This is a genomic window from Alphaproteobacteria bacterium, assembly GCA_019635875.1.
Lineage (GTDB): Bacteria > Pseudomonadota > Alphaproteobacteria > Reyranellales > Reyranellaceae > JAFAZJ01.
The window spans coordinates 585,036-602,620 of record JAHBYP010000001.1; the positions used below are offsets into that span (position 1 = coordinate 585,036).

Genomic DNA, 17,585 nt, shown 5'->3' on the forward strand with positions numbered 1-17,585 from the left:
CTTCAGAGGCCGCGTGCCTTCAGCTCGCGCGCAATGTGGGCGACGAAGGCCCTGACCTTCGCCGGCACCTGGCGGTTGGACGGGAACACGGCATAGATGCCCCGCTCCGGCGTGGTCCAGTCGGCCAGCACCGGCACCAGGCGGCCGGCGGCGATGTCGTCGCCGACCGCCCAGTTCGGCAAGGGCGCAAGACCGAGACCGGCACGCGCGCCCGTCAGCAGAGATTCGCCCGTGTCGCACAGCAGGCGCGGCACGACATCGATTCGCCGGGTCTCGCCGTTCCGGCTGAGCGTCCACAGGCGGCCCCATTCCAACGGTGAGAATCCGAGGCAGGCATGCCTGGTGATGTCCTCGGGAGCGCGCGGTGCGCCGCGCTCGGCGAGGTAGGCGGGCGCGGCGCAGATGGTGACGCGCGACGAGGCCATGCGCCGCGCGATCACCGCGGGCTCCAGCGAACCTGCGATGCGGATCGACAGATCGAGCTCTTCCCCGACGAGATTGGCCGGACGCGCCGATTCGATCAGCTCGACCGACAGCGACGGATGGCGCCGCAGGAACGCGGCCAGCGCCGGCACCAGGAAGACCCGTGCGAACATCTCCGGCGCGCCGACGCGCAGCCTTCCGGCGGGATCGCGGCTGAGCGCCTGCGCTTCGCGGCGCGCGGCGTCGGCCTCCTCGATGGTGCGCTTGCTCCGCGCATAGAAGGCGCGCCCGGCCTCGGTGACGCCGACCCGGCGCGTCGTACGCTGAAGAAGGCGTACGCCCAGCATCTCCTCGAGCTCGCGCACCTTCTCGCTCGCCGAGGAGCGCGACAGGCGCAGGGCGGCCGCGGCGCGCGTGAAGCTCGCCTCGTCGACCACGCGCACGAAGACGCGCATGACGTCGAGCAGATCCATAGTAGAGTTTGTTCGCATTTTCCGAACAATCTGTCCATCACCGGCCGGCTACCTGTCGCGGCCGATCGGACTTACCTCTGCGAAACCTCGAGGAGGAGTTCGACATGTCTCAGCAGATCGCCGTCGTCGGCCCGAAGGAAGGACAGCACCTCAACGTCCTGGGTGCGCACATGCTGGTGAAGAGTGCCGGTGCGTTCTTCGTCGCCGACCATCCGATGCCCGCCGGCTACGCCGTTCCGCCGCACGTCCACGAGGATGACGACGAGGCGTTCTTCGTCATCGAGGGCGCCCTGACCCTCGACACCGATGAAGGTCCGAGCGTTGCCGAAGCGGGCTCGTTCATCCACCTGCCGGCCGGGGTGCGTCACGGCTTCCGCAACGAGACTGACGGTGTCACGCGGCTGCTGGTGCTGGGTGCCGCGCAGTCCAAGCTGGCGCCGATGTTCAAGGATCTCGATCGGCTGACCGAGCGCGGCGGCTTCGCGGCCGAGGACATCGGCGCGGTCTGCGCCGCGCACGGCGTCACGATCGGCTAGCCCGGGAGTCTGCCTGGGATCGCTACACCGGCACCCTGATCCGCGCGCGCAGGCCGCCCAGTGGCGAGTCCTCGAGATGGACGTCGCCGCCGTGGCTGCGCGCCACGTCGCGCGCGATGGTCAGGCCCAGACCGACGCCGCCGGTGCGCGGGTTGCGCGAGCCGTCCAGCCGGTGGAAGGGTCGGAACATCTCCTCGCGCCGCCCCGGCGGGATGCCCGGCCCGTCATCGTCGACGATCACCTCGACCGCCGCCTTGCGGCGCACCAGAGCCACCTGGACCCGCCTGCCGTGGCGCTGGGCGTTGGACACGAGATTGCCGATGGCGCGCTTCATCGCCAGTGGACGCACCCTGGCGCGAGGTTCGCCGTCGGACGCAGTCGAGACGCCGGCGCCGGCGCGGCGGGCGCCCTCGACGACATCGGCGATGAGGTGCGACAGGTCGGTCTCGACCGCCTGCTCGTCGCCCTCGCCGCGGGCGAAGGCGAGATAGCCCTCGACCATGCGCTCCATATCGGCGACATCGGCCTCGAGCTCGCGCTTCTCCGGCAGGTCGTCGAGCATGGCGAGGCTGAGCTTCATGCGGGTGAGCGGCGTGCGCAGATCGTGGCTGACGCCGGCCAGCATCTCGGTGCGCTGCTGGATCTGGCGACCCAGGCGATCGCGCATGGTGAGGAAGGCGCTGGCGGTCTGACGCGCCTCGATCGAGCCCTCTGGACGGAAGTCCGGCACCTCGCGTCCCTTGCCCAGCGCCTCGGCGATCATGCCGATCTTCATCACCGGCCTGAGCTCGCGGCGCACGAAGAGGATGGCCAGGCCGAACAGAATCAGGCTCATACCGGCGATCAGCACGACGAACAGCCAGCTTGTGCGCGTCCACAGGCGGCTGAGCGGCGCCACCATCCGCAGCGTGCCATCGGGCAGCTGGACGGCGATGATGACCTTCTTCTCCTGCGAGTCGGCGTCGATGGCGTAGGGACGCTGCAGATAGAGATCGAGCATGCCGGCGAGCTCGCGCTGCATGATGCTGAACGTCGGTGGCCCGGGCCATGGCGCGAGCTTCTCGCCCTTGGTGAATGTCATGGCGCCGCGGAAGTCGGTCTCGGCGCGTTCCAGCAGCCAGTGGACGCGCGGATCGTCGGGGCCGAATTGCTCGTGCGCGGCGATCACCAGGTTGATGTCGCCGACCAGCGATCGGGCCATGCGCCTCGTCACATTGTCCCACAGGATTTCGTAGAACAGAAAGGTGACGAAGATCTGCAGCGCCAGCGTCGGCACCATGATGGCGAGCGTGGCGCGGCCGAACAGGGTACGCGGCACCAAGGTGCCGACGGCCTGTCGCGGGCGCAGGTCGCGCAGGTAGTGCAGCGCGCGCACGAGGGCGTTGCGCAGCGTCGCCAGCGGGCGTGCGACGCCGGCCCGGCCCAGGTCGCCGATGCTCATCGCCGCTCTCCGCTGTCACGTCCTGCGGTCATTCGCCCACCAACCGGTAGCCCGCGCCGCGCGCCGTCAGCAGGTAGCGCGGAAAGCGCGGATCGGGCTCGATCTTGCGCCGAAGCCGGGTGACATGCACGTCGATCGTGCGCGCGTTGACGTCGCCCCCCAACTCGCGCGCCAGTGCCTCACGGTCGACCGGATCGCCGCCGCGGGTGGCCAGCGCGCGCAGCAGCACGACCTCGGCCTCGGTCAGGCGGATGCGCTCGCCGTCCTCGCGCAGCAGCTCGCCGCGCCCCAAGTCGAACTGCATGTCGCCCAGCGCCACCTTCTCGGCCGGCGGCGGCGTGCGCTGCAGCGCCACGCGCCGCAGCAGGGCCTGCAGGCGCAGCAGCAGCTCGCGCGGCTCGAAGGGCTTGGCGAGGTAGTCGTCGACGCCGCTTTCCAGCCCGGCGATGCGGTCGCGCGGCTCGTTCATCGCCGTCAGCATCAGGATCGGCAAGGCACGGTCCTTGGTGCGCAGGGTCGTGGCGAAGTCGATGCCGCTCTCGCCCGGCATCATGACATCGAGCACCATCAGGTCGAACTGCATCGCCGCCATGCTGTGGCGCGCCTCGGCCGCGTCGGCCGCGAGCGTGACGCGAAAGCCGTTGCGCGAGAGATAGCCGCGCAACAGCTCGCGCAGACGCTGGTCGTCGTCGACCACGAGGATGTGCGGTTCGTCCATGCCTTCTAGCGGCGCACGCCGATGTGCCGCTCGATCTCCGGTCGCTGCTCGCGGTCGAGCATGCCCAGCATGACGCGGCGGAAGCCAGCCATGGCGTCGGCGCCGGCCTCGCCGAAGGCGCGCGCGAAGCGCGCCCGCTGGCGGCCGGTCAGCTCGCGCTCGAGCTCCTCGCCCTTGGCGGTCAGCGCCAGCAGGCGCTGGCGGCGATCGTTGCGGCCGGTGTCCTGCGAGACGTAGCCGCCGTCGATCAGCTCGCGCAGCACGCGCGACAGCGACTGCTTGGTGATCTTCAGGATACGCAGCAGGCCGCCGACGGTGATGCCGGGGTTGCGGCCGATGAAATAGATCGCGCGATGATGGGCGCGGCCGAAACCGACGGCCACCAGCATCTGGTCGGCCTCGCCGGTGAAATCGCGGTAGGCGAAGAACAGCAACTCGATGCTCTGGCGCAGGTCGTCGTCGCGCACGAAGGGCGGGATGGGAGGGGGCGCTGGACGTGCGTCGGACATTCTCAGCCTGATGATCGACAGGGATTGTGGCGATCCTAGGCGATAGGACCGATGCGGGAAAGGCCCGAAACGGGATTTGTCATGGTTGCTGTCGTGGATCCATATAAGTCAATATTATTGACATAGTCTGTATCACTGACATTATGGTTCAAAGTTGCTCCTGGACCCTTCCAAACGGAATGACTGGGACAATTCCAGAGGGAGAATTGTCATGACCGAGACGATGGATGACCGTGACGGCTGGATCTGGCTGAACGGTGGGCTGGTGCCGTGGCGCGAGGCGCGGGCTCATGCACTGACGCATGCGCTGCACTACGGCTCCTCGGTCTTCGAGGGTGAGCGCATCTACGGCGGCCGGGTTTTCCGGCTGGCTGCGCACAGCGCGCGCCTGCTGCGCTCGGCACGGCTGGTCGACCTGGAGATCCCCTGGACCCGCCGGCAGATCGACGAGGCTACACGCGCGGTGGTCAGGGCCAACGGGCTGAGCGAGGGCTACGTGCGGCCGATCGCCTGGCGCGGCTCGGAGGCGCTGGGCGTCTCGGGGATCGGCACGGCGACCCATCTCGCCATCGCGCCCTGGGCCTGGCCGAACTATTTCAGCGGTGAGGCGCGGCTTCTCGGCGTGCGCCTGCGCATGGCCCGGTTTCGCCGGCCGGCGCCGGAAAGCGCGCCGGGCGAGAGCAAATGCGGCGGGCTCTACGTGATCTGCACCCTGGAGAAGGATCGCGCCATCGCCGCCGGCTTCGACGACGCGCTGATGCTGGACTGGAAAGGGCGCATCGCCGAGGCCACCGGCGCCAACATCTTCTTGTCGATCGACGGCAGGCTGGTGACGCCAACGCCCGACAACTTCCTCGACGGCATCACGCGCCGCGCCGTGATCGGTGTCGCCCGCGCGCGCGGGCTGGAGGTCGAAGAGCGTGAAGTGTGGCCCGAGGATCTGGCGCGCGCCACCGACGTCTTCCTCACCGGCTCGGCCTCCGAGATCACGCCGGTGCGCGAGATCGAGGGCCGGCACTACCAGGTCGGGCCGCTGGCGAGGACGCTGATCGACGACTTCGCCGCGCTGGTGCTGCGCGACGATTGCGAGGGCTTCGGCGAGAACGACCACCTCGTCGACGAAGCGATGGAACGCGCCGCGTGAGCGGCGCGATCTCCGCGCGCGTGGCGAGATGGCGCGAGGCCTGGCACAGCGGCGACGCCGCGCAGGTCGCGGCGCTCTACGCCGCCGACGGCAGGCATGACAGCGCCAGGGTTGCGGTAGCGATGCCCGAGCTCGGCGGCCGTACTTCGCTCGAGGGTCGCGACGAGGTGCTCGCCTACGCGCGCAGGGCATTCGCGCGCGCGGGTTGGCTGCGCTTCGAGTTCCTCAACGTCGTCGAATGCGAGAGCCTGTTGGCGTTGGAGTACCTGCGCAGGTCGGGCATCGACGCCACGGCGCATCGCGTTGCCGAGATCCTCGAATGGGACGGTGAATTGCTGAGGGCGGTGCGGGTCTACCATCCGTGAGCGCGCTTTAGCGCTCCCACTTCTTCGCTGCCTGGTCATCGCCCTCGTGCGCGCCGACCCATTGCTCGCCGCCGGGCGTGTCCTCGACCTTCCAGAACGGGGCCTTGGTCTTGAGCCAGTCGATCAGGAAGTGGCAGGCCTCGAACGCCGCCTCGCGGTGCGGCGAGGCGACGGCCACCAGCACGATGCGGTCGCCGGGCTCGAGGCGGCCGTGGCGATGGATGATCAGCGAGGCCTCCAGCGGCCAGCGTCTGTTCGCCTCGGCCTCGATCTCCTCGAGCGCCGTCTCGGTCATGCCGGGATAGTGCTCGAGCGTCATCGCGTCGATCGCGTCTCGATGATAGCCCTCGCGCACGTGCAGGTCGCGCACCAGGCCGACGAAGCTGGTGATGGCGCCGACGCGCCGGTTGCCGGCGGCGAGACCGGCGAGCTCGGCGCCGACGTCGAAATCCTCGCGTTGGACACGGACGGTCATCTCGCACCGACTACGAAAGCACTGTCATCTTCGGCGTCGCGGACGGCCCCGAGGATGACAGTGGGCAGGGCATGATCAGCCACCCGTGAAGGGCGGGAAGAAGGCGACTTCGCCGGCGCCCGCGATCGGCGTGGCGAAGGTCGCGACCTTTTTGTCGATCGCCGCCCCGAACACCTTGGCCTCGGCGAAGGCATCGGCATGGCGGGCGCTCTGCGCGGACAGCCAGGTCACCAGATCCTGCACCGTCGCGACCTCGGGCGGCGGCGTGACGTCCTCCTCGGACAGGCCGACCTTCTGCCGCAGCCAGGCGAAATACTTCACCTTCATCGCGTCCTCACGCCGCCGAGTCGGCGGGCTTGCCGGCGACCTTGGGTTTCGCCTCGCGCGGCGGCGGTGGTTCGGTCTCGGTCATGTGCGCCAGCCCGGAGCGCAGATAGTCGTAGCCGGTGATCAAGGTCAGGCCGGCGGCGGCCCACAGCAGCACGAGGCCGGCGGTCATCGTCCACGAGGGCCCGGCATCGCCGACCAGCAGGACGCTCAGCGCCACCATCTGGATCGCGGTCTTCCACTTCGCCAGCTTGCTCACCGGCATGCCGACGCGCAGCTCGGCCAGGAATTCGCGCAGGCCCGACACCAGTACCTCGCGGCACAGGATGATCAGCGCAGCCAGGATGTGCACGCCGCGCAGCGTGTCGAAGCCGCACAGCATCATCAGCACGGCGGCGACCAGCAGCTTGTCGGCGATCGGGTCGAGGAAGCGACCGAGCTTGGAGATCTGCTGCCAGCGCCTGGCCAGCCAGCCGTCGAAATAGTCGGTGATGCTGGCCAGCGCGAACAGGAACGCCGCCACCCAACGCGCGCCGTCGTAGCCGATCCAGCCGTCGAGCCAGAAGCAGCCGATGATCACCGGGATCGCGGCGATGCGCGAGAGCGTGAGGACGTTGGGCAGGTTGAAGGGCATGGCGCGTACCGCGGCGACTCTATCCGCCGCCCCTGAAATGATCATGAACTTTCTTGGCCATCGTCCTGGAAACGCCCGGCGCCGCCTCCAGATCCCCCAGCGACGCCGCCGCGACGGCTCGTGCCGAACCGAAATGGTGCAGCAGCGCGCGCTTGCGCGCCGCACCGATGCCGGCAATCTCGTCGAGAGCCGATCGGGTCAGCCCGGCCGAACGCCGGGCGCGATGTGTGCCGATGGCGAAGCGATGCGCCTCGTCGCGCAGGCGCTGCAGGAAGTACAGCACCGGATCGCGCGGCTGCAGGGAAAATGGCGGCTTGTCGGGCTGGAAGAAGCGTTCGCGCCCGGCATCGCGGTCCGGCCCCTTGGCGATCGACACCAGCGCCACGTCGGTGACGCCCAGTTCAGCGAACACCCCCTGCGCCTGGGTGAGCTGGCCGGCGCCGCCGTCGATCAGTACGAGGTCGGGCCAATTGCCGCCTTCCCGGTTCGGGTCCTCCTTCAGCGCGCGCTGGAAGCGCCGCGTCAGCACTTCGCGCATCATGCCGTAATCGTCACCGGCGCTGATCGCGCCGTCCTGCGGGCCGCCGGCCTCGTTGGCGGCGTCCTGCTGCGCCGGCGCCAGCGCGGTGCGGATGTTGAACTTGCGGTAGGCATTCCTGATGAAGCCCTCCGGTCCCGCGACGATCATCGCGCCGATCGCGTCGCTGCCCTGGATGTGACTATTGTCGTAAACCTCGATGCGCGACGGCGGCGCCTCGAGCCCGAAGACGCGCGCCACGCCCTCCAGCAGCTTGCGCTGCGAGCTGCCCTCGGCCAGGCGGCGGCCCAGCGCCTCGCGCGCATTGGTCAGCGCGTGGTCCATCAGCTCGCGCCGCGTGCCTCGCTTGGGGCAGACGATCTCGACCTTGCGCTCGCCGGCAGCGATCGACAGCGCGCCGGCCAGCAGCTCGGCCTCAGGCAGCTCGTGGCTCACCAGGATTTCGCTGGGCGGCGGGCGGCCGTCGTAGAACTGGCCGATGAAGCTCTCCAGCACCTCGGGCACCGACAGCTCGCGGCCGTGCATTGGGAAATAGGCGCGGTTGCCGAGGTTCTGGCCGGCGCGCACGAAGAAGACCTGCACGCCGATCTGGCCTTCCTGCTCGTAGGCGGCAAAGACGTCGGCTTCGTCGATGCCAGAGATCTCGATGGTCTGGTGCGCCTGGATCGCGGTCAGCGCGCGGATGCGGTCGCGGAACACCGCGGCCTTCTCGAAATCGAGGGCCGTGGCGGCCTCTTCCATGCGCCGCGACAGCGTCTCCTGCACCTGCCGCGTGCGCCCGGAGAGGAAGTCACGCACCTCGCCGACCAGGGTCTCGTACTCCTCCGGCGTGATGCGACCGACGCAGGGCGCGACGCAGCGCTTGATCTGGTGCTGCAGGCAGGGCCGCGTGCGGGAGGCGAAGATCGAGTCCGAGCACGAGCGCAGCGGAAAGGCGCGCTGCAGGGTATAGAGCGTGTGCGTCACGGCGCCGGCCGAGGCGAAGGGGCCGAAATACTCGTCGTGCTGGTTGCGCGCGCCGCGGTGCTTGGCCAGCTGCGGCCAGGGATGGTCGCGGCGGATGACGATGTAGGGGAACGACTTGTCGTCGCGCAGCAGCACGTTGAAGCGCGGCCGGAAGCGCTTGATCAGATTGTTCTCGAGCAGCAGCGCCTCGGCCTCGCTGCCGGTGACGACGAACTCCATCGTCGCCGTTGAGGAGACCATGCGCATCAGCCGGGTCGAGAGCCGCGTCGGTTGGGTGTAGCTGCCCACGCGGCTCTTCAGTGAGCGCGCCTTGCCGACGTAGAGCACCTCGCCCTTGCGATCGACCATGCGGTAGACGCCGGGCTTGCGCGGCAGCGTCTTGACGTAGCCGGCGATGGTCGCCGTGCCGGCCGCCAGCGAGCCCTCCGCCGGCGCCGTCGTCTCTAGTCCGACGTCGACCATCTCCTCGACAGCCGGGTCCGCCGTCGCCTCCGGCGACGACGTGTCAGCCCCGGGTGGGGGTGGGATCAGCGGATCGGGCATCGGCGAACGGAAGTGGACATGAGGTGGATATATTGGCGACTGGGCGTTCCGAAAGTAGCGTCATGGGGCGTCGAACGGTCCTGCCTGCGTTGTGGACAAGCCTGTTGATGGTTTTTCATCGTCGATGTGCGACGCAGCAATTAGGTCAGAAGGGCTGACTCCTGCGGCCGACCTCAGAGCGCTGGACGCCCGCTTCAAATCATTGAATTGTCTGGGTGATTCATGAAGTATGATTCGCCACTGAACATGAAATTACAACCGGCCGGATGAGAATGCGTTGGCACCCAATGGCAGCACGCGCTGTGCATGACTGTGACCTGACCGCGGGTCACGCATCCTTGAGGGGCGCCCGGCGGCCGAATCCGCGAAGATCGAGGGCGATGACGAAGCGCTTCAACCTGTGGTTCCACGGCTTGGCGCTGTGCGCGGGTCTGGCCGCCGGCGGGGCGGGCGCCGAGACGGTGTCCGCGCCGGTGGTCACGCCGCATGTCCGTGCGCAGCTGGTGGCACTGGATCGGGTCGATGACCGGCGAATCTCGCTCGGCCTGCGCATGAGCGTGACACCGGGCTGGCACACCTACTGGCGCAACCCCGGCGATTCCGGCGAGCCGCCGACGCTGCGCCTGTCGCAGCCCGATGGCGCCACGACGGCGATCGTCGGCTGGCCGGCGCCGGAGCGCATCGATATCGCCGGCATCGTCTCCTATGGCCACCACGGCGATGTGCTCTTCGTCGCCAATGCCAACCTGCCGTCGGGTGCGACCGAGATCGAGGCCGAGGCGACCTGGCTGGTGTGCGAGAAGGTCTGCGTGCCGGAGTCCGGAAAGTTCCGGCTCGACCTGAGCGCGGTCGAACCACCCGGCAGCGCGACCGTGGCCCTGAAGCCGGTGCTGCCGCCCGCGGTCGAGGCCACGCTGGCGCGCACCGGCGACAAGCTGCGCCTGAACTTCGACGTCGCCAGGCTCGGCGGTACGCCGGTGGCGGCGTACTTCTTTCCCTACCAGAACGATGTCGTCGATCACTCCGCGAAGCAGCGCTTTCGCATCGACGAGGGAGCGCTGTCGATCGCACTCGCGCCGTTCGACCCGCGCGCCAGGACACCACTGGAACTCTCCGGCCTGCTCGAGATCGAGATCGCCGCCGACGGCGGACGACAGACGCGACGCTTTGAGGTGCTGGCCCGCTTCGGGGGCTGAGACCGGCGTCGTGTCCGCACGCGTTCCCTGCTCCATTCGCAACAGGAGTTTCGCATGACTTCCGCACCGATCCTCACCCGTCGCACCTCCCTGATCCTCGCCGGCGGCGCGCTGCTCTTGCCGAGTGCGGTCTCGGCAAAGCCGGTCGTCGCCCAGCCGGCGCCGGTCTTCACCGGCCTCGACAGCAATGGCAGGAAGCAGTCCCTCGCCGATTACCGGGGCAAGACCGTGGTCCTGGAATGGACGAACCACGAGTGCCCGTATGTCGGCAAGCACTACCGCTCGTCCAACATGCAGGCGATCCAGAAGGATGTCGTGAAGGCAGGCGGTGTCTGGCTGTCCATCATCTCCTCGGAGCCGGGCTCGCAGGGCTTCGTCAGCCCGGCCAAGGCCAACGATCTGACCAGGAGCCGCGACGCCTCGCCGACCGCCGTGATCCTCGATCCCGACGGCGTCATCGGCCGCGCCTACGACGCGCGCGTGACACCGCACATGTTCATCATCGATGCCAGGGGCACCCTGGTCTACATGGGTGGCATCGACAGCATCCGCTCGACCGGTGTAGACGACGTGCCCAAGGCCAAGCCGTACGTGCGTGACGCGCTGAAGGAGCTGGCCGCCGGCAAGCCGATCACGACGCCGGTGACCAACGCTTACGGCTGCACCATCAAGTTCAAGCCGACGGCGTAGCGCGCCAGTCCGATGCCGCATGACGGGATCGTCGGTCCGCACCATCACCACGACGATGCGGACCACGATCGTCACCACCAGCATCACGGCCACCCCCATCGCACCACGCGCCGCGCCCTGATCGGCGCCGCCGCGTCGGGATTGGTGGTGGGCCTGTCGCCGCGCGTCAGCCGCGCCCGGATCGTCGAGCGCATGACGCACACGGCGCAGGCGCTGGTCGCCGCCTCCGACGAGCGCCAGCGCCGCGTCCTGGTGCTGCCCTTCGATGCCCAGCGCGAGGATTGGCACTACATTCCGCGCCGTCGTGCCGGCCTGCCCTTCGGCACCATGAGCGCCGCGGTCAGCGCCGCGGCGATGGCCCTGTTGCAGGCCGGGCTGGGCGAAACCGGCATGCGCCGTGTCGAGGGTACGCGCCGGCTGGAGGCGATCCTGCGCGAGCGACAGGGCGACTGGCGCGACCCCGACAACTACGCCGTGGCGATCTGGGGCGTGCCGGGCACGGTGCCCTGGGGCTGGCGCCTCGAGGGCCATCACCTGTCGCTGAACTTCACCGTGCTCGGCCCCGATCGCGTTGCCGTCACGCCGGCCTTCTGGGGCGCCAACCCGGCGCGCGCGAATGACGGCTTCCGACTGATGGGTGCGGTCGAGGATGCGGGGCGAGGCCTGATCCGCGCGCTGCCCGACGCCCTGCGGCGCGAGGCGCTGATCGCCGAGCGCGCCTTCGGCGACATCGTTGCCGGTCCCGGTCGGGCGCGCGACATCGGCACGCCGCGCGGGCTGCCGTTCGCGCGCATGGGCGCGGCCGATCGCGAGGCCGCGATGCGCATCGCCTCCGGCTTCCTCGAGGCGCTGTCGCCCGATCTTGCGGCGCTGCAGACCCGCCGCCTGCGCGAAGGCGGCATCGATGAGCTGCGCTTTGCCTGGGCTGGGCCGATCGCCGACGGCCAGCCGTACTACTTCCGCCTGCACGGGCCAGTGACCCTGATCGAGCTCGACAACACCCAGAACAATGCCAACCATGTGCATTCGGTATGGCGTGACCTCGCCGCCGATTTCGGCCGCGACATGCTGGCCGACCACTACAGGCGACAGCACCGGTAGATCCACATGTTCCAGAAGATGAAGGCGATGATGGGCATGGGCAGCCCGATCTCTGCCGGTACCACGGTCACGCCCGTCGAGGCGCATCGCCGGCAGATTGCTGGCACCTTGCTGATCGACGTGCGCCATGGGCCGGAACGGGCACAGGTCGGCGCACCTGTCGGCGCCGCCTGGATCGACTGGACCGGCGACGCCCAAGCCTTTCTTGCCGCGACCAGGGCGCTGACTGGCGGCGACACGGGCCGGCCGATCGCGCTGATCTGCAGGTCGGGCATCCGCTCCGGCCAGGCGCAGGCGGTGCTGCAGGGCGCGGGCTATGCCGACGTGGTCAACGTCGTGGGCGGCTTCGACGCCGGCCCGCAGAACTGGCGCGCCAGTGGCCTGCCGGAAGAGCGGGTCTGATTTCCTCGCCCGTCCCTTTGCGGCAGCGCAACTTTCAATGGTTTGCCATGGTCGACGCAGCGCGACCGCGCCGTGGTAGGCGGGTCGGCTTTCTATGGTTTGCCATGGTCGACGCGGCTCGATCGCCCCGTGGCCGGCTGGTCGGGCTTCTATGGATTGCCATGGTCTACGTGGGGTGTTCGAACCGTGGCAGGCAGGTCGAGGACTCATCGATGGGCCGAGGGGCTAGAATCTTGTCCTCCGCGATGATTCCACGGACCGGCAGTACCGGCTATTTCCACCCCTACGAATGTCGGAACACCTCGGACCGGGAACAGGTGGGCTGGCGGCCTGCCGTGGTACAAGCCCGACGGCAGGCCGCTCCCGGGTTGTTACTGGTTGAGCTTTGTCCAGTTCAACTTGGCGCGCGCGAGCATGCCGGGGATGTCGGCTTCCCAGGTGCGCTGGATGTCGGCGTTGAAGTTCATATAGAGCTTGCCGTCGACGACCTTCCAGCCGTTGACCGGGTCGACGTCGAACAGCTTGCCCTGGGCCACGCCCCATGAGCAGAAGCCGCCGAACTGCGGCGCGTACTTCTCCGGATTGGCCTTGAACGTCGCGAGGTGCTGGGCGGTGGCGAAACGCCAGGTCACGCCGTTCCACAGCTGCTCGTGCTCGGCCTTGCCCAACGTCGGCTTGCCGACGGTCTGGTAGGCGACGACATCGTAGCCCTTGGCGCCCAGCCCGGCGTAGAGGCTGTTGTGCGTGCCGCCGGTGCGCTCGATGGCCTGCGCCGCCGCCAGCGGCAGCGCCACGGCGAGCCCGGCGAGCACGGCGCGGCGGGCGAAAGTCGCGATTGTCATGCGGATCCCCTCCTCGAAACGTCGATCGGAATATACCGAACGATCGGTACAATACGAGCTGGAGCGGTTGTCGCAACCCGCATCGCTTCACGTCGTCGTGGGCGGCGCGTGAGGTTGACAGCCCGACACGTGGCCGCCTAATGGACCGACTGGTCCAACAGCGACGGAACGAGGCGATGCCCGCTGCCCTGATGCCGCGCGAAGAGGTGGTTCGCCGCCTGCTGGAAGTGTTCCGCAGCCACGGCTTCGACGGCGCCTCGCTGGCGCAGCTGTCGAAGGCCAGCGGGCTGGGGAAATCGAGCCTCTACCACTACTTTCCGGGCGGCAAGGAGGACATGGCGCGGGCCGTGCTCGAGGAGGTCGAGCGCTGGATGGCCGCGAACGTGCTGGCGCCACTTGCCGCGCCGGGCACCCCGGCGCGTCGCCTGGCGCGCATGGCGAGGTCGCTCGACGAACTCTACGACTGCGGCCGCGCCGCCTGCCTGCTGGGCAACATGCTGGTGGGCGAGGCTCGGCACCTGTTCCGCCAACCGATCAAGGCCGCCTTTGGTGCCTGGGTCGCGGCCCTTGCGGCGGTGGCCCGCGATGCCGGCATGGGCGCGGCGCCGGCGCGGCTATGGGCCGAGGAGACGGTGCTGTCGATCGAGGGCGCGCTGGTGCTGGCGCGCGGGCTCGACGATCCCGAGCCCTTCCGCCGGGTGCTGCGCCGGCTGCCGGGCACGCTGGCGCGATCGTGAAGCGCGCTTGATCTCAATGTGAAGCGCATCGGCGCACGGGCCGATGCACCATGCCGCCGCCAATCGAGCGGGGAGGGACCATGCTGTCGCGGCGGAGCGTGCTGATCGGCTCGGGCATCGCCCTGCTGTCGCCCTGGGCCACCAGCGCCACCCCCGCGGATCTTGCGGCGACGCTGCGGGCCGGCGGCCTCAACATCTACTTCCGCCACAGCCTGACGCTGCGGCAGGGCCAGCCCGACGACGATCTCTCGAGTTGCGAGCGCCAGCGCAATCTCACAGACGCCGGCCGGCAGCTGGCCAGCCGTATCGGCGCGGCGTTTCGCGCGCTCGCGATCCCGGTCGGCGCGGTGCGCTCCAGCCCCTACTGCCGTTGTGTCGATACCGCGCGGCTGGCCTTTGGCCGCGTCGAGGTCGTGCCGTGGCTGGAGACCGATGGCGACGAGTCGGGCGAGCCGGAACGCGCCAGGCTGGTGCGGCTGCGCGATGCGCTGGCGGCGGCGCCGGCGCGTGGAGTCAACGACATCTTCGTCGGCCATGGCAACAACCTCGGCGGCCTGGCCAAGCTGCACGGCTACCCGGCGCTGCCGATCGCGGAGGCCGAGTCTGTGGTGTTCCGCCCGGGCACGTCGCCGGCTTCGGTGCTGGCGCGGCGCACCGGCCCGCAATGGGTCGAGCTGGCCGGCGATTGAGCCTCGCGCGTCAGAACAGGCCGGCCTCGAGGCCGGCGGCCACCGCCATGCCGAGTTCCTCGACCTGCGCCACGAAACCCTCCTGCCAGGCGCCCCGTAGCACCAGCGGCTCCTGCACCGACTTCCAGCGCAGACCCGTGGTGATGCTCTCGATGGCGCGGCGCGTGCCGGTGCCGTCCTGGCCGGCGCGGATGTAGCAGGCGAAGGGCAGCGCGTCGGTCTTCTCGAGGCAGGGGTAGTAGCTGCGATCGAAGAAGTCCTTCAGCGCGCCGCTCATGTAGCCGAGGTTCTCGGTGGTGCCGAGGATCACCGCCCGCGCCGCCAGCACGTCGTCCGGGCCCGCCGACAGCGGCGCCTTCACCACCACCTCGACACCGCCGATATCCGGATGCCGGGCGCCGCGCGCGCAGGCCTCGCGCAGCGCCTCGGTGTTGGGCGAGGGAGCGTGGGCGACGATCAGCAGGCGCTTCACGCCGGACGCGGACGGATGGCGGCGGCGACTTTCACGTCGAGCTCGTAGGTGTCGTCGAAGAACGTCGACGGCTTCTCGGTGAAGAATCGCCCCTCGACGCGATCGGCGGTGATGCTCACGCCCTCGCTCTTGATGCTGCCCGACACCGATAGCGGGCTGCGCTTGAGACCGGGATGAGCGACCTCGGTGCCGACCAGCCGCACATCCGGCCGCGTCAGCGAAAACGTCAACGCGGCGCCGAGCTTGCCGAAGCCGGCATCGAACCAAGGCCGCTTCGAGGCGCTCTGGTCCTTCTCGGTCAGCACGATGATGATCGTCTCCTTGCCGCTGAACGGATCGCGCGGCCAGGCGCTGGCGAAGGCGAGCTTGGCCTCCTTGCCGTTGCCGACGAAGCGGCCGGAGACCGTGTCGGCGGCAAAGCCGCGGGCAGGCAGCAGCACCAGTCCCGCCGTGGCGAGCACGAACGAACGACGAATCATGATATCTCCCCCAATTCCTTGAGCCGATAGAATACGGCCGCATTCTTCCAGAAGAAACACGCCTGGTCGTCGGCGGAGAAGTCCTCGATCATGCGCCGCACGGCGCGCACCAGCGTATCGTACTCGACGCGCAGGCCGGCGACCGGGAAATTGCTGGCGAACAGGCAGCGCTCGATGCCGAAGATGGCGATGGCGTCGCGCACGATGCGGCGGTTGGCGGCGTAGTCCCAGGGCTGATCGCGCAGGCCGAACTCCGAGACTTTGAGATGCACGTTGGGGCAGCGCGCGATCGCCTCCATCGCCTTGCGCCAAGCCGTAAGGCCTTCCTCGCTGCGGTCCCACGGAAAGCCGGTGTGGTTGAGCACGATCGGCGTTTTCGGGAATTGCTGCGCGACGTCGGCCGCTTCGAGGAGGTGCCACATCGGCACGCGCAGATCCCACGACAGGCCGTACTTCTCCAGCAGCGCGAATCCCTTGAGCCACGCCGGATCCTGCATCGTGCCCTCGACACGATCGGGCTTCCGGTCAGGCGTCAGCGAGGTCACCGGCTTGGACCGGATGCCGCGTACCATCGGAAAGCTCGCCTGCCGGGCGATGATCTCCTCTGAATTTGGTCGATGGAACCAGGCATGCCCGACGATCGCGCCGGGCAGGCCCGCGTTTGTCTTCGCGAGGTCGCTCAGCCATTGCGTCTCGCCGACCTGGTCGTCGCGATCCCACTCGGCCTCGCAATGCACGGTCATCAGCACGTTGTGATTCGCCGCGTCGCGCCGATAGTCCTCGGGCATGTAGTCGCGCTTCAGCGGGCTGTAGTCGCCGAGGAAGAAATGCGGCTCGACCGGGCCGCTGAGCCATGGATGGCGGCCGCGCGAGAGGTCCCAGAGATGATGATGCGCGTCGATCAGCGTGACCGCTGACGGATCGTCGTTCCAGTGGCCGTGGATGGTTTGCATGTATGACTTGTAACCCCTCGCCCCGCTTGCGGGGAGAGGGAGGGGCCCGTCGCGCGTAGCGCGATGGGAGGGTGAGGGGTTCGTGCGACTCGCTGCGGCCGCGGTCAGGTGATTTCCAGCCCCTCACCCCGACCCTCTCCCCGCAGGCGGGGAGAGGGAGATCAGAGAACGCCCAGCATCCTGCCGACCAGCGGGTGACGCACGACGTCGGCCTGCGTGAGCCGCACGACGGCGACGTCGTCGACCGCCTCGAGGCGGCGGGCGATGTCGTTCAGGCCGGAGAGCTCGGGCAGCAGGTCGGTCTGGTCGGGATCGCCGGTCAGCACCATGGTCGAGTGCCAGCCCAGCCGCGTCAGCAGCATCTTGAGCTGGCCGTAGGTGCAGTTCTGCGCCTCGTCGATCAGCACGAAGGCGTTGTTGAGCGTCCTGCCGCGCATGAACGCCACCGGCGCGATCTCGATCGTGCCGTCGTCGAGCGCGGCGCGCAGGCGCTTGGGACCCATGCGGTCGTTGAGCGCGTCGTAGAGCGGGCGCAGGTAGGGATCGAGCTTCTCGCGCATGTTGCCCGGCAGGTAGCCGAGATTCTCGCCGGCCTCGACCGCGGGCCGCGACAGCACGATGCGCGCGATCCGCCCGTCCTCCAGCGCCTCGACCGCCGCGGTGATGGCGAGATAGGTCTTGCCGGTGCCGGCCGGCCCCAGCGCCAGGGTCAGCGCCTGCCTGCCGATCGCCTCCATCAGGAGGCGCTGGTTATCGCTGCGCGGGCGGACCTTCCGAAGGTAACGCTGGTCGCGATCGGCGTCGTTGGCCGCCCCCTGTCGGTCGGCGTCGAACACCAGCGTGTGGATGCGGGCGGTTTCGACGGTCTCGGTGCGGGCACGACGGGTGGCGCGCTTGGCCATGGTCTACTCCGGGAGCGACAGAGAGGCGAA

General features: G+C 69.0%; 22 protein-coding genes. 9 read left to right on the forward strand and 13 right to left on the reverse strand.

What is annotated here, in order from left to right:
- Positions 1–2: 2 nt before the first annotated feature.
- Positions 3–896, reverse strand: coding sequence for a LysR family transcriptional regulator (locus KF889_02940; protein MBX3498373.1), 894 nt, complete (start codon positions 894–896; stop codon positions 3–5).
- Positions 897–1,000: 104 nt separating this feature from the next.
- Between KF889_02940 and KF889_02945 the strand changes: the two genes are divergently transcribed.
- Entirely contained in the window at positions 1,001–1,432 is a 432-nt protein-coding gene (locus KF889_02945) for a cupin domain-containing protein (GenBank protein ID MBX3498374.1), read from the forward strand.
- 22 nt (positions 1,433–1,454) lie between these two features.
- On the opposite strand, the gene KF889_02950 is transcribed toward KF889_02945, so the two are convergent.
- The 3 genes from KF889_02950 to KF889_02960 are packed head-to-tail and all read right to left on the reverse strand — an operon-like array spanning position 1,455 to position 4,100.
- Positions 1,455–2,873, reverse strand: coding sequence for a two-component sensor histidine kinase (locus KF889_02950; GenBank protein ID MBX3498375.1), 1,419 nt, complete (start codon positions 2,871–2,873; stop codon positions 1,455–1,457).
- Between the two features lie 28 nt (positions 2,874–2,901).
- Entirely contained in the window at positions 2,902–3,591 is a 690-nt protein-coding gene (locus tag KF889_02955; GenBank protein MBX3498376.1) for a response regulator transcription factor, read from the reverse strand.
- 5 nt (positions 3,592–3,596) lie between these two features.
- Entirely contained in the window at positions 3,597–4,100 is a 504-nt protein-coding gene (locus KF889_02960; protein ID MBX3498377.1) for a MarR family transcriptional regulator, read from the reverse strand.
- A gap of 211 nt (positions 4,101–4,311) precedes the next feature.
- On the opposite strand from KF889_02960, the gene KF889_02965 reads away from it, so the two are divergent.
- Complete coding sequence (locus KF889_02965; GenBank protein ID MBX3498378.1) at positions 4,312–5,244, forward strand: branched-chain amino acid aminotransferase; 933 nt, start codon at positions 4,312–4,314, stop codon at positions 5,242–5,244.
- Positions 5,241–5,609, forward strand: a complete 369-nt coding sequence (locus KF889_02970; GenBank protein ID MBX3498379.1) for a nuclear transport factor 2 family protein — start codon at positions 5,241–5,243, stop codon at positions 5,607–5,609. The genes KF889_02965 and KF889_02970 overlap by 4 nt, the downstream gene beginning before the upstream one ends.
- A 7-nt stretch (positions 5,610–5,616) precedes the next feature.
- On the opposite strand, the gene KF889_02975 is transcribed toward KF889_02970, so the two are convergent.
- From KF889_02975 to uvrC, 4 genes are all read right to left on the reverse strand, one after another.
- Complete coding sequence (locus tag KF889_02975; GenBank protein MBX3498380.1) at positions 5,617–6,084, reverse strand: molybdenum cofactor biosynthesis protein MoaE; 468 nt, start codon at positions 6,082–6,084, stop codon at positions 5,617–5,619.
- A gap of 75 nt (positions 6,085–6,159) precedes the next feature.
- Positions 6,160–6,411, reverse strand: coding sequence for a MoaD/ThiS family protein (locus KF889_02980; protein ID MBX3498381.1), 252 nt, complete (start codon positions 6,409–6,411; stop codon positions 6,160–6,162).
- Between the two features lie 7 nt (positions 6,412–6,418).
- Positions 6,419–7,045, reverse strand: coding sequence for a CDP-diacylglycerol--glycerol-3-phosphate 3-phosphatidyltransferase (pgsA, locus tag KF889_02985; protein MBX3498382.1), 627 nt, complete (start codon positions 7,043–7,045; stop codon positions 6,419–6,421).
- Between the two features lie 19 nt (positions 7,046–7,064).
- The gene (gene uvrC / locus KF889_02990) at positions 7,065–9,011 is read right to left on the reverse strand and encodes an excinuclease ABC subunit UvrC (GenBank protein ID MBX3498383.1); all 1,947 of its coding nucleotides are present in this window, start codon (positions 9,009–9,011) and stop codon (positions 7,065–7,067) included.
- Between the two features lie 461 nt (positions 9,012–9,472).
- Between uvrC and KF889_02995 the strand changes: the two genes are divergently transcribed.
- Genes KF889_02995 through KF889_03010 form a run of 4 tightly spaced genes read left to right on the forward strand, consistent with a single transcriptional unit; the run spans position 9,473 to position 12,481 of the window.
- A complete protein-coding gene (locus KF889_02995; protein ID MBX3498384.1) occupies positions 9,473–10,288 on the forward strand; it encodes a hypothetical protein in 816 nt (271 codons plus the stop codon).
- 54 nt (positions 10,289–10,342) lie between these two features.
- A complete protein-coding gene (locus KF889_03000; protein MBX3498385.1) occupies positions 10,343–10,978 on the forward strand; it encodes a redoxin domain-containing protein in 636 nt (211 codons plus the stop codon).
- 12 nt (positions 10,979–10,990) lie between these two features.
- Complete coding sequence (locus KF889_03005; GenBank protein ID MBX3498386.1) at positions 10,991–12,079, forward strand: DUF3500 domain-containing protein; 1,089 nt, start codon at positions 10,991–10,993, stop codon at positions 12,077–12,079.
- Between the two features lie 6 nt (positions 12,080–12,085).
- Positions 12,086–12,481, forward strand: a complete 396-nt coding sequence (locus KF889_03010) for a rhodanese-like domain-containing protein (GenBank protein ID MBX3498387.1) — start codon at positions 12,086–12,088, stop codon at positions 12,479–12,481.
- A 371-nt stretch (positions 12,482–12,852) separates the two neighbouring features.
- Here the strand turns inward: KF889_03010 and KF889_03015 are convergent, their stop codons facing one another.
- Positions 12,853–13,323, reverse strand: coding sequence for a YHS domain protein (locus KF889_03015; GenBank protein ID MBX3498388.1), 471 nt, complete (start codon positions 13,321–13,323; stop codon positions 12,853–12,855).
- Between the two features lie 176 nt (positions 13,324–13,499).
- Between KF889_03015 and KF889_03020 the strand changes: the two genes are divergently transcribed.
- Both KF889_03020 and KF889_03025 read left to right on the forward strand, forming a co-directional pair.
- A complete protein-coding gene (locus KF889_03020; GenBank protein MBX3498389.1) occupies positions 13,500–14,060 on the forward strand; it encodes a TetR/AcrR family transcriptional regulator in 561 nt (186 codons plus the stop codon).
- A gap of 80 nt (positions 14,061–14,140) precedes the next feature.
- On the forward strand, positions 14,141–14,749 hold the full coding sequence (locus KF889_03025) for a histidine phosphatase family protein (GenBank protein ID MBX3498390.1): 609 nt from the start codon (positions 14,141–14,143) through the stop codon (positions 14,747–14,749).
- A 10-nt stretch (positions 14,750–14,759) separates the two neighbouring features.
- Here the strand turns inward: KF889_03025 and KF889_03030 are convergent, their stop codons facing one another.
- The 4 genes from KF889_03030 to KF889_03045 form a co-directional block, all read right to left on the reverse strand.
- On the reverse strand, positions 14,760–15,221 hold the full coding sequence (locus tag KF889_03030) for a flavodoxin family protein (GenBank protein MBX3498391.1): 462 nt from the start codon (positions 15,219–15,221) through the stop codon (positions 14,760–14,762).
- Positions 15,218–15,700 carry a hypothetical protein gene (locus KF889_03035; protein MBX3498392.1) on the reverse strand — a complete coding sequence of 161 codons (483 nt, stop codon included), beginning with the start codon at positions 15,698–15,700 and terminating at the stop codon, positions 15,218–15,220. Before KF889_03035 ends, KF889_03030 begins: the two co-directional genes overlap by 4 nt.
- Positions 15,697–16,653 (reverse strand): amidohydrolase family protein, encoded by a 957-nt coding sequence (locus KF889_03040; protein MBX3498393.1) that lies wholly within the window; start codon positions 16,651–16,653, stop codon positions 15,697–15,699. The genes KF889_03035 and KF889_03040 overlap by 4 nt, the downstream gene beginning before the upstream one ends.
- A gap of 161 nt (positions 16,654–16,814) precedes the next feature.
- A complete protein-coding gene (locus KF889_03045; GenBank protein MBX3498394.1) occupies positions 16,815–17,555 on the reverse strand; it encodes a PhoH family protein in 741 nt (246 codons plus the stop codon).
- Positions 17,556–17,585 lie beyond the last annotated feature (30 nt).